The 12,503-nt window shown below is 42.8% G+C and carries 11 protein-coding genes; 6 read left to right on the plus strand and 5 right to left on the minus strand.

The window, feature by feature from the left end; translation table 11 throughout:
- Positions 1 to 2: 2 nt before the first annotated feature.
- The 4 genes from L2747_RS19445 to L2747_RS19460 form a co-directional block, all read right to left on the minus strand.
- Positions 3 to 635, minus strand: coding sequence for a DUF484 family protein (locus tag L2747_RS19445; RefSeq protein ID WP_249000639.1), 633 nt, complete (start codon positions 633 to 635; stop codon positions 3 to 5).
- Positions 632 to 1,459: a diaminopimelate epimerase gene (dapF, locus tag L2747_RS19450; protein ID WP_249000640.1), complete on the minus strand. Its 828-nt coding sequence runs from the start codon at positions 1,457 to 1,459 to the stop codon at positions 632 to 634. Before dapF ends, L2747_RS19445 begins: the two co-directional genes overlap by 4 nt.
- Before the next feature lie 63 nt (positions 1,460 to 1,522).
- Entirely contained in the window at positions 1,523 to 2,767 is a 1,245-nt protein-coding gene (lysA, locus tag L2747_RS19455; protein WP_249000641.1) for a diaminopimelate decarboxylase, read from the minus strand.
- 5 nt (positions 2,768 to 2,772) lie between these two features.
- On the minus strand, positions 2,773 to 2,949 hold the full coding sequence (locus tag L2747_RS19460) for a hypothetical protein (protein ID WP_249000642.1): 177 nt from the start codon (positions 2,947 to 2,949) through the stop codon (positions 2,773 to 2,775).
- Positions 2,950 to 3,361: 412 nt separating this feature from the next.
- Between L2747_RS19460 and cyaY the strand changes: the two genes are divergently transcribed.
- Positions 3,362 to 3,691 (plus strand): iron donor protein CyaY, encoded by a 330-nt coding sequence (gene cyaY / locus L2747_RS19465; protein ID WP_220780419.1) that lies wholly within the window; start codon positions 3,362 to 3,364, stop codon positions 3,689 to 3,691.
- 133 nt (positions 3,692 to 3,824) lie between these two features.
- Here cyaY and L2747_RS19470 read toward each other — a convergent pair whose 3' ends face one another.
- Entirely contained in the window at positions 3,825 to 6,248 is a 2,424-nt protein-coding gene (locus tag L2747_RS19470; protein WP_249000643.1) for a class I adenylate cyclase, read from the minus strand.
- Between the two features lie 199 nt (positions 6,249 to 6,447).
- Between L2747_RS19470 and hemC the strand changes: the two genes are divergently transcribed.
- From hemC to L2747_RS19495, 5 genes are all read left to right on the plus strand, one after another.
- The gene (hemC, locus tag L2747_RS19475; protein ID WP_249000644.1) at positions 6,448 to 7,380 is read left to right on the plus strand and encodes a hydroxymethylbilane synthase; all 933 of its coding nucleotides are present in this window, start codon (positions 6,448 to 6,450) and stop codon (positions 7,378 to 7,380) included.
- 5 nt (positions 7,381 to 7,385) lie between these two features.
- A complete protein-coding gene (locus tag L2747_RS19480) occupies positions 7,386 to 8,117 on the plus strand; it encodes a uroporphyrinogen-III synthase (protein ID WP_249000645.1) in 732 nt (243 codons plus the stop codon).
- A 65-nt stretch (positions 8,118 to 8,182) separates the two neighbouring features.
- A complete protein-coding gene (locus L2747_RS19485) occupies positions 8,183 to 9,364 on the plus strand; it encodes a uroporphyrinogen-III C-methyltransferase (RefSeq protein ID WP_249000646.1) in 1,182 nt (393 codons plus the stop codon).
- Complete coding sequence (locus L2747_RS19490) at positions 9,364 to 10,533, plus strand: heme biosynthesis HemY N-terminal domain-containing protein (protein ID WP_249000647.1); 1,170 nt, start codon at positions 9,364 to 9,366, stop codon at positions 10,531 to 10,533. Before L2747_RS19485 ends, L2747_RS19490 begins: the two co-directional genes overlap by 1 nt.
- A 281-nt stretch (positions 10,534 to 10,814) precedes the next feature.
- The coding region (locus tag L2747_RS19495) for a retention module-containing protein (RefSeq protein WP_249000648.1) at positions 10,815 to 12,503 on the plus strand (1,689 nt) is incomplete at its 3' end.

Below are 12,503 nucleotides of genomic sequence, written 5' to 3' on the forward strand. Positions count from 1 at the left end.
GATTAGATTTTTGTCAGCTGGTGATCGAGTAATTGTTTCAGCTGCGACAACAGCAGGTGATCCATTTCTGGATGAAAGTGCATTGGATCTTGGCTAGCAATCGCAAAAATCACCTGACCGCACTCTTTGGATAAACGAGAAAGCGCAACTGAACCCACTTCAGTACCAAACAAACGTTTGGACTCTTCATTGGTTAAACGGCCAAAGTAATAGCCAGAGTCTAAACGTTTGCTCCAGATCTGCGACAGTTCACTGTCGATATCATGCACTGTGATTAGTCTGACGTGGCTAAACTGAAATTGCTCGATTAGTCCATTAGATAATACTTGGCGTAAGTCGCCCATATCTTCACATTTTAGCAGCTGCATAGATAAGCGGCTGTTGAACATGTAGATCTGCTCATTACGCGATGCCATAGCCAATAATGCAGTGATCTCTTCTTCAAGCTGGCTAACGCGTTGACGCAACATCTCTTGTCGACGCTCAACCAATGACACTGCGCCACGCTCGGCATGAGGAATTCGCATCGCCAATAATAGTTCTGGGTAGCGACTAAAAAAATCTGGATTATCCAGCAAGTATTCGCGGATCAAGATCTCGTCAAAGGGGGCATTTGAATTAGGATTATCGATCATTGCGCGATCTGCCCATCATAAACGTGTTCAGCGGGACCTGTCATCCATAAAGGTTTACCTTCACCTTCCCAGTTGATCATTAACGTTCCACCTGGAAGATCGACTCTAACATTGCGCTCTAACTTACCTTGTTGAATACCTACAACAACCGCCGCACAAGCACCTGTGCCGCAAGCTAAGGTTTCCGCTGCGCCGCGTTCATACACCCGCAGTTTAATATGCCCAGAGTTAACCACCTGCATAAAGCCAACATTAACGCCTTTAGGGAAACGCTCATGATTGGTCAGATCGGCGCCAATGGTATCAACATCAGCCGCTTCCACGTCATCAACCTCAATCACACAATGGGGATTCCCCATTGAAACAGCGCCACATAAATAGGTACCACTCGATGCCATTAGCAGATAGGTCTTTTCGACTTTTTTAGCAGTAAATGGGATCTTACTTGGCTCTAAAACCGGCACCCCCATATTCACGGTCACTTTACCGTCACGCTCAAGACGTAAGGTAATTTTACCCGATGAAGTGCTTACGCGAATTTTATGTTTATACGTTAAACCTTTATTACGCACAAAACGTGCAAAACAACGTGCGCCGTTGCCGCACTGCTCTACTTCGCTACCGTCAGCATTAAAGATGCGATAATGAAAATCTAAATCGGGATCGTATGGCGGCTCAACCAATAATAACTGATCAAAACCGACACCAAAATTCCGATCGGCTAGACGCTTAATTTGATCTGGCGAGAAAAACACATTTTGTGTGACGCCATCGACGACCATAAAATCATTGCCTAACCCATGCATCTTAGTGAATTGGATCAAGGGGACATCCTTAAAAAGTATCAATAGCGGATCTCAAGATCCGCTACTTAGTATTATGCTAGTTTACGGCAGGATCTGCTCACCTTGCCATAACTGAGCGACTTTTTCTCGCTCTCGAATGACATAAGCGTTATCTGCATCAACCATCACTTCGGCCGCGCGTGGACGAGAGTTGTAATTTGACGCCATAGTGAAGCCATAAGCACCTGACGAACGCACCGCAAGATAGTCACCTGCTTGCACGTTCAACTGACGATCTTTACCCAAGAAGTCACCGGTTTCACAAACGGGACCAACCACATCGTAGTTATGAGTTGCGCCTGCACGCTCGATTACCGGAATGATCTTTTGCCATGCACTATAGAGTGACGGACGGATCAAGTCGTTCATCGCGCCATCCACTAAAGCAAAACGCTTATCGCTGTTTTCTTTCAGATAAAGCACTTGGGTAACAAAGATCCCAGCATTAGCTGCGATAGCGCGGCCAGGTTCAAAAATCAGTTTCAGATCGCGATCGCCTAAACGCTCAAGTAGCGCAGCGGCATACACATCTGGCTGTGGCGGCACTTCATCATCGTAAGTCACACCGAGTCCACCGCCCACATCAAAGTGCTTAATCTTGATCCCTTGCTCTGCTAAGCGATCAATTAGCGCTAGCATACGATCCATGGCATCTAAGAAAGGTTTTATTTCGGTAAGCTGCGAGCCAATGTGGCAATCAACGCCCTTAACAGCAAGACCTGGTAATTCGTTAGCACGGGCAAAAATAGCCTCGGCTTCTTCCATTGCGATACCAAACTTGTTTTCTTTAAGACCGGTAGAAATATAGGGGTGAGTGCCAGCATCAACATCCGGATTAACGCGCAATGACACCGGAGCCACTTTACCCAGACGCAAAGCCACTAGGTTTAGCTGCTCTAACTCAGCTGCAGATTCAACATTAAAGCAATAAATGCCTAAGTTAAGCGCCATTTCCATCTCGGCGACCGTTTTACCAACGCCAGAGAAAACCACTTTAGCTGGATCGCCGCCAGCTTCTATTACCCGTGATAGCTCGCCGCCAGAAACAATATCAAAACCACTGCCTAAGCGCGCTAGCACGTTAAGCACGGCTATATTTGAATTTGCTTTTACCGCATAACAAATAAGGTGTGGATGATCACTCACCGCATTATCAAAAGCGTGCCAATGACGCTCTAGCGTTGCGCGAGAATATATATACAGCGGTGTTCCATGCTGTTTTGCGAGTTCGGCAACTTGGCACTGCTCCGCATAAAGCTCATCTGCTTGATATAAAAAGTGATCCAACGTCTTTAGTCCTTTTTGTTTTGTTCGCTTTGCTCATGCTCTGCGTCAGACACCTGCTTATCAGTTGTCTGCTGATTAACTTCCTGTGGCGGCGCTCTAAATAATGCACTTTTTTGCCCACAGCCCAAAAGTACTAGGCTACCAAGCCCTACCAGCAAAAACAGTCTCATTTTTTTCAACATCAGATGACCCTTGCAGCAATAGCAGCAACGCTTGCTATACGGCTAAAATTGTTAATCCTGATGTTTGCAGACAAGTCCGCTATGCGTCAACCCTCTAACGCATTTATATCGGGGCTTTATTACATAATATCTCAACGCAGAGAGGCTAGTATTACCGCAGTTAATTAACATAAATCACAACTTAGCGCTAAAAAGCCTCACTAACTTAAAAAAAATCACTCTTTCCTTGTTAAAAGCAGTGGATAAAAAGCGCAGTGAAAAACTACTATTTGCATGAATATAAAGAGTTTTAATGTATTTATTTATGAGTGTGATTATTTAGTTTCTGATTAACCACAAAATTAATGTGATTGGTAATCAGGCTAGTGATTGGTAAGATGTTGGTATTACCTAAATCTGAGGAAGAATTAGCATGGCTATAACAGATTTCGAATTTCATCAATTGGTTGATGAGATATTTCAAACAATTGATAACGCATTAGAAGTGCTGATTGACGAGCAAGATGCTGATATCGATGTTGATGGCTCTGGCAATGTGCTGCAATTAGAGTTTAATGGTACATCGACAATCGTGATGAATAAGCAAGAGCCCCTGCATGAGATTTGGTTAGCAACGCAGTTTGGTGGTTATCACTTCGCTTATGTAGATGGTAAATGGATGGACGAGCGCAATGGCAATGAATTTATGCCATTCGTTGTTGAGTCTATCTTTAAACAAAGCGGACTAAAGCTAGATATTTAATCTAGCAATTTCCTCTTAGTTTATTGCAATTAAAGGGAGCCTAGCTCCCTTTTTTATTATCTACTAACAATACCAAGCATTTCACTTCTTATTAGAACGCCCTTCTATTATTGCACCAAGCAAACGACCAATGTTAAAAATCGACCTCTGCCGATTCATGAGTGACCCCGAACGGGACTGCCATTAACTCGCCTTTTACTCGCTTCAATTTAAAAAATTGTGGCAAATTGAAGTTATCCTTAGTCAATTGCGGATCTTCAAAAGTATGATAGTGACTGAGTTTATTTACTAGCGCATTAACGTCTGTACCCTCTTGTACATAATGATTTAGCTCGTTGCCCTCATCTAAAATAAACACATCCAAGCCTTGCTTGCGTTGACGCAAGAAATATTGAATTGCACCTTTAGCCGCGTAGTCTTGGATGACTGCCGGCAACTTAGCAAACGGTTCATCGCCTAAAGTAGGTCTGGGTAGCTCGAGTAACTTGCGTTGTGACAACTGCTGATAAAAAGATTTGGCATCACTTAAGTTTTCATAATGCATACCACGGTTATTAAAAAATAAGCCATAACGCAGCTTACCCACTTGCAGTGCATAACCTAATGTTGTTGAGCTTTGTGCCTGACGACTGAGCCTAACTGCGCGATAAAGTAAGTCTTGCACTGTGCGCTCTGTTTGCGAACGTAGCTTAAGCGAGCAACTAATAACCTGCACGGAAACTTCTTCTACCGCACGCTTCATTCCAGGAGTGACAAACGACAGCGCATCGAGAATGCTTTTTTTGCCTTCAAAATGATGGCAATGCCATTCTCCCCAGCTATTAAGGCTGATCACATCAATCGAGTCGACCATATTTAAGTGATTACGGCCAATTGAAAACACGTTACTGTTCATGTAATCAACCATAATATCTTGCCCTGACCAGCTCTCTGTTGGATCGCTATTAAAGTTTAATAAAAAGACTAATTTACGAAAATGCCACGGCTGATAAAGTGCCATCTTAGAGACTTTTATAGACTCATTAACCACTAAACCATCTAGCCTATTTGCCGCCTGAGTTAAATAACTGGATTTACGTTTACTTTGTCTAATTTCATGCCAACGGGTTTGACTATTTGCTACACCATTTAAACTGGCCCAAACTAATAATTTGGCTTTGCTTTTCGAATGAAAAACAGCACTATGCTCTAAAAAGTTTCTTGGATTTGGTGAGCAGCGATAAAGATAGTAAAACTTGTCTTGAGAACTATATATCACCGACAAGTGCGGCTCTAAAATAGAGCGGCTCCATAGCGAGTTCAAGCGCATAATCTGATGTGCATCTTCGCTAAAGTAAGTGTGTAGTTTTCGGGTAAGTAAACCCAGCTCAGAGATCCGTAAGCTTTCACTTAATTTATGGGTTGAAGCAAACTGTAATAACGTTCGATAACTGCCTAACATCAACTCATTAAGCTGCTCGTTAAACCACTGTAACTGACCGCAGTGCCAATTTTCACAGTTATCCAGAGTCTTCAATAAACTGTCTGACCAATTCCAGTCAGCCACCAATTTTTGCATCTTAAAATAACGCCAATCCACCGCCTGATCATGTTGACTTAACTTAACGCCACATTTTAGATAAAAACAGCGTCGGGTGATCTCTAGTCGCCTAACATCACCTCGCTTAAGCAAATAAGACTCTATCGATTCGTACAATAAGTAATAGGCGTCATTAGCAGAAGAAAAATCCCCTTCTAATGTATGCTGCCAAATACGCTCACTTACAAGTTGAGTATGGGGATACTCGCTGGCATAAGCTTCAAGTAAAAGTACCTTTAATAGTGCCTTATGCGGTTTTTCTACCCCCTTATAAAGTTGCCAAAGTGACGCTCCAAAGTACTCACTTGCAGGTAAGGCATTCGCGTCGCCCAAAGATAGTAGGCTTTTTGATTTACCAGCATTTGGCCACCACGCAATAGACTTACCAGCCAATCGAAATTGACTACGGTAAAACTCCTCTAATAACAACCAATGCTGCGCACTCCCGCTATGCTCATGGCCCATGCAGTTATACAGATCGCTCTTATCATTACGCCCTTGAATAAACTGCTTAGGGTGAACTAAATAAAAATTGACCTCAAAATCAAACAGAGCAAACCATTGCGTTAACAGCTGAGTTTTATTAACCAATAGTTCACAAGCATTTTGGGTTAACTGCTCACTATGTACTAACCAAACATCAATATCACTTTGTATATTTTGGCCAAAACTTGCCGTACTCCCCATGCTGTAAACACCTTCGATAAGAGAGTCATTTACGGAGCTAATTGTAGTAATTTCAATATTGAGAGTATCGCAGGCTTCAAGCCCATCGGGCCCTAAAACGTAGTCAGCGACTCCACTTGGAGTTAATGGGCCGTTGTAACCTGGTAACTTTGGGGAATGGTAATGCAATAAAACCGAGATGAGCCGAAGGAGATGACGCTTTAAGGGCGACAACAATGCAACTGCTCTAGCATACCTAATGACATCTAACCTTTGCGCGGCATGCTCAAGTTTAGCAATCTCTTGTGGCAAATGATTTGACCTTAAAAAATAGATAACGCTCCGCTAATGTATCTCGCAAACTAACCCTCGGCAAGTAAATGTGATCAAGATCATGTTTTTCGCCAATATAGAACAGGGTGGACTTCAAAGAATCGGCAGCAGAATGTTACATCTGTATTCAGGCAATGTTAGCATTGGCGCAAATAAGTTCTAAGATGGAATATCGTTCATGTCTCAAAATCTGATCCGTATCGCAACACGTAAGAGCCCTCTTGCCATGTGGCAAGCCGAATTTGTGAAAGCTGAACTGGAAAAAATCCACGAAGGCCTCACGGTTGAATTGCTGCCAATGAGCACTAAAGGTGACATCATCTTAGACACACCACTGGCTAAAGTGGGTGGTAAGGGATTATTCGTTAAAGAACTTGAAGTCGCTATGCTTGAAGGTCAAGCTGACATCGCGGTGCACTCAATGAAAGACGTGCCAGTTGAATTTCCTGAAGGTCTAGGCCTTGAAGTTATTTGTGAGCGTGAAGATCCACGTGATGCTTTCGTATCAAATACCTATAAAACTATTGAAGATTTGCCGCAAGGTGCAGTAGTCGGTACTTCAAGCTTACGTCGTCAGTGCCAAATCCGCGCAGCGCGTCCAGACTTAATCATTAAAGATTTACGCGGTAACGTAGGTACACGTCTAGCTAAATTAGATGCTGGTAACTACGACGCAATTATTCTTGCTGCTGCGGGTCTTAAACGCCTAAAACTAGAAGAAAGAATCGCTAGCTTTATTTCTGCAGAACAGTCACTACCCGCTAACGGTCAAGGTGCTGTAGGTATTGAATGCCGTACAGATGATGCTCGTGTTAAAGCATTACTTGCTCCGCTAGAGCACGCTGAAACGCGTATTCGTGTTATTGCAGAACGTGCAATGAACACTCGTCTTGAAGGTGGTTGTCAGGTACCTATTGGTGCATATGCTGAAATTGACGGTGATACATTAAATCTGCGTGGTCTAGTCGGTAATCCAGATGGTAGCCAAATCATCACAGCTTCTTCTACAGGCAACACGGCCGATGCTGAAAAGCTAGGTGTTGCATTGGCAGAAGAACTACTCGAGAAAGGCGCAAAAACCATTCTTGACGCTGTGTACGCAAACGCGTAACTAGCATGAAAGTCTTACTGACACGCCCTGAGGGGCGCAATCAGTTAATGATAGAGGCGTTGACACAGCGCAACGTCTCTTACTTTGTTACACCCCTTTTAAATGTACAACCCACCTCAAATCTTGATGCTGCTCGGATCAATAGCACGCTAAAGCAAGCCGATATTGTTATTTTTATTAGTACCAATGCGGTGACTTTTTCTTCTCAAGCTATCAATCACCAATGGCCTCAATCTGCGCACTACCTTGCTGTGGGTAATGCGACATATGCAGCGTTAAAACAGATTGGTATAGAAGCGGAAAAAGCCCCCGATGATTGCCAACAAACCGAAGGCTTATTAACGCTAGACTCACTCAGTAATATCGATGGTAAGCACATTGTTATTGTAAGAGGCCAAGGTGGCCGTGAAGATTTAGCCACAGAGCTTAGTCTCAGAGGCGCCCAAATGAATTACTGGGAAGCTTACAAACGTGGCTGTCCGCCCCTCGATACATCTCAAATTTGTCAGCAATGGCAAAGCTTCGGCATTAACACTATTATCATTACTAGCGGTGAAATACTCGATAACCTTGTTAAAACAGTACCAAAAGAGCTATTTGCTTGGTTGCAAACTTGTCATATTATAGTGCCAAGCTCCCGAGTATATGAAAAAGCAAAAGCGTTCGGTTTACAACAAATTACTAATGCAAAAGCTGCCAACACCAATGCTATGTTGACTGCGTTATTTCAAAAGTAGTTCGCCGCTAATTGTAAGTTTATACTCGCTATTTCTGCAGCACCATAGCTTTCAAGGACTGTTTAATGGAAACCAAGAACACTGACGCCAGCGCTTCAGAGCCAACAACTGAGTCAAAGGTTGCAGCGCAGCCTGCTGTCGAGCCAGAGTCAACAGTAGAAGCTGAATCAAAATCAACTACAGCCCAAGCTACAGCGAACACAGCCCAAGACACGACAAGCACTTTATCTACTCAAAATAAAGCGACACCTTGGGGCACAATTGTCACATTGTTCTTATTGCTGATTTTGACTTTTGCTGCCGTTGCAGGTGGCTACTACCTGTATCAACAGCTACTGACGCAACAAGCTGAATCAGCAAAGCTTAGCCAACAATTACAAGCAGCTTTAATTGAACCTAATAAGCGTATTGCTATCCTGGAGCAACAACAAGGTCAGTTTAAATCTACCGTCGACTTAGCCATGGCCCAATCTCTTGAGCAGCAGACTCAACTTGAAGAGCGCGTGTCTATTATTGCTCAGCGTAACCCTAATCATTGGCGTGCAGAAGAAGCTAAGTACCTCGTTAGACTCGCCGGACAAAAACTGTGGTTAGAGAAAGATCCGAGCACAGCCACTAGCCTACTTAAAGCTGCAGATGAGCGCATTAAATCAATGCGAGATCCCTCTTTAATGCCGCTTAGAAAAGCACTAGCAAAAGATATTGCGGCTGTTGCGGCTGTTAAAAATACCGATATTTCAGGCACTGTTCTTACCCTAGATTCAATTATCGATAACCTTGATAAACTACCTTTAAATCGCGCTGAGACGCACTTCTCTGCTGAAGAACTTGCTGACGCCCAAGTAAGTGATTCGCTGGATGATTGGCAATCTAATTTATCTAAATCTTGGCAAGCGCTAATTGATGACTTTGTTATTGTAAGAAAGCGTACAACCGATGCTGCGCCGCTATTAGAACCAGATCAGCAATGGTATTTAGTTGAAAATACTAAAAATAAATTACTGCAAGCACAGTTAGCTTTGTACCGCCAAGATCAGGTGAATTACCGCAACTCTATAAAGCTTGCAAGAAAGTGGATATTTCAATATTTTGATCTAAAAGACCAACAAACTACCGACGCACTTGCCACCTTGGATGCTTTAGAAACCCTAAAGATTCAATCTACTAGCATTGAGCGCTTTCAAGCCTCTAACTTGCTAAATCAGTTAGTGACCTATGGCAATTTAATGACTGAGGAGACGCAATAATGGTTCGCGCCCTCGTCTATCTAATAATTATTCTACTTGGCTTATGTATTAGCCCTTTTCTAGTAGGCAGCAAAGGCTACGTTTACCTAGCAATTGGTGATTACCAAATTGAAACGAGTATTGTTTTTGCTGTTATCGCACTAATTATTTTTTATAGCTTATTACAGTTAGTTGAGTTTGTGGCAGTTTGGCTATTAAACTTAGTACTCAATAGCCGTTACTTACCAGAAAGATGGCGTCGAAAAGCGGCACGAAAACATACACTTCTCGGCGCTCTAGCATTAGCCGAAGAGAACTGGCCTGCCGCAGAAAAAGCTATGGCAAAAGGCGCGGAAAAAGGTGAGATCCCAGCGCTAAACCTATTAGCCGCTGCTCGCGCAGCTCACCATCAAAATAATCATCAAGCTCGTGACGAATATTTAGCAAAAGCACAATTAGAACCTTCGGCAGTAAAAGCGGTTAGCACTACACGTACTCGGTATTTATTGCAACAAGGTGACTTAGTTGCCGCTAGGGAAGAACTCGATAAGCTTAATCCAACTAGCAAAAGTAAATTTCCAGTTCTAAAACTGGCTATAGAGCTGTACCAAGCACAGCAAGATTGGCAAGCGCTTAAGTTGTTACTGCCAATCGTTGCTAAAAAGCATATTTTAGATGATGACGGGTTTAAAGTGTTATCGCTAAAGACGAATACAGCGCTATTGACTCAAGCGGTTAAATTAAACGAGCAAGAGCTAGAAAAATGCTGGCATTGGCTTACTCGTGCAGAAAGAAAACAACCTGAATATATTGCTTTGTATGCGATAGGGCTAAATCAATTTGAGAGAAAAGCTGAAGCGATAAAGTTACTTTTAAAACAAGTAAAATCTTCGGCTTCTGCGGCTATATTCAGCGCGCTATCCGAAGTAATAACGCCCGCCGATGTTGAAGCTAAAAAGCAATTATTAGCATTAGACAGTCAATATGAAAACAATGTCGACTACCAAATCTGCTTAGCCAAGCTTTATCAACAAAATCACGATCATCAACAAGCCAAAGTTTGGTTGCAAAAAGCTTGCTACCTCAAAGATGATAAAGACAATTTACATGCGCTAGCCGACGCTCAAGAGCACTTAGGTGAGCTTAATCGTGCCCTACAAACACGACGTAACGCGGCTAAACTTATTTAGGCTTTATACCTTTTTAAACTAAAGGCTGAATTTTATTCGGCCTTTAGTTATTTGAACTCCCCTTTCCCTCTATTTTTAATCTCCTAACCTACTGATAAAAAACTGATAAAAAGCATAAAACACAAACTTCAATTAATTGTCACCGACTTGCTTGACTTCCCACAATTTGACAACGCCTCAATGCAGTACAGAATTTGTACTGTTAGTGCGTAAATAACAACTAACTAAGCACTAATAATTCTTCATTTAACTCACGGATGAGATAGGTAGAGTATTTTAAGATGGATAAATTTATTCCAAAGCAGGACGCCAAGATTCTTGAGCTTTCTGGTGCCATAAACACAAGCACTGCACAAGGTAACAATACACCTCTCAAAGTAGGCGATACCTTAAGAGAAAATGTGGTTTATAGCGCATCTGTGGGCACAACATTTTTACTGCAATACAGTGACGGTACAACCGTCACGCAAGATGAAGTAGCCAACCTTTCTGAAACCGAAGCTCCTCAAGACCTCGCAACCATAGATCCTAGTGTGGATGCGGAGATAGCTGCACTACAAGCTAAAGTTTTAAGCGGGGAAGATCCTACACTCAACTTACCTGACACAGCTGCAGGCGAAAGTGCGCCAACGGGTAACGAAGGGAGTGGCTTTATCGCTGTAGGACGCACCGGTGATGAAACGATTGCAGTAGCAGGGCATGATACCGAAGGCTTTACCCAAGTTGAGCTTCCTCGAGTAGAGGAAGAGCAGAACTTTTTATCACAACTGAACCCACCAAGTATTATCTCAAGGTCTGTAACTCTTTATGAACAGCACTTAGAGCAAGGAACAAGCCCCCAATCAGCCTTACTATCGCAAGCTGAAAGTGTCTCAGTAATAGTACAGGCAGGCATACAATCGCTGACCATCAATGGGCTACAAGTTTTTGCTGACGGTAACTTTGTTGGACCAGTAACCATCATTACTCAGTTTGGTACTTTAACAATAAGTAGCTACGACATAAGCACTTCAACCTTAAGTTATAGCTATACCTTATCGTCTAATTTCGATCATTCAGCGACTGACACGCTTTCAGAGATATTTGTATTAGAACTAACAGATAGCCAAGGTGCCAGTGTGACATCAGTCGTTACTGCTAATGTTATTGATGATGCACCCAATGGACTAGATGATAGTAATCAAATCGCCGAAGGCGACATTGATGGCGTAAATGGCAATGTTCTGCAAAATGACACTTTGGGTGCAGACTCAGGCTCGTTAACCCAAATAACCAATAGCGACAATATCAGTGTAGATGTGACAGGAAGTACCGTTATATCGGGAGTCTACGGCACTTTAACTATTGCAGCTGATGGCAGTTATACCTATCAGCTCAATAATCAATTACCTGAAATACAAGCACTTGCTATTGGTGAGCAGTTAATCGAATTTTTTGACTATCAACTTAGTGATAGTGACGGTGATTCAATTGTTCAAACGTTAACTATTACTATAACAGGTGAAAATGACGCACCAGAAGTTACCTCTTCACTCGAAGATGCTATGGGTACCGTTATTGAAGCGGGTGTCTTAGTCGGTGGTAATACAGAAACGGCAGGTATCCCGCAGGTCTCAGGAACTTTAACAGCAAATGATATTGATAACGGAGCTGTACTGACTTGGCAACTAACCAGTGACCCAATGACTCCATATGGAGTATTTTCAATTGATCAAGTAACTGGGGAGTGGACGTTCAGCCTCGATAATGAGCTAGCAAACAGCTTAGCTTTTGGCGAAACAACGACTGAAATCTTTACGATAACGGTAACCGACCAATTTGGCTTATTCGATACTCAAGAAATCACAATAACGATTGTTGGTACCAACGATATTCCTGAACTGACGGTAACCAATAGCGGCAGCGTGACCGAAGACAGTATTGATCTGCAGCCCGATCGCCTTGTGGCCACCGGCGATATCACCACCTTT

Source organism: Shewanella marinintestina, assembly GCF_023283845.1.
GTDB lineage: Bacteria > Pseudomonadota > Gammaproteobacteria > Enterobacterales > Shewanellaceae > Shewanella > Shewanella marinintestina.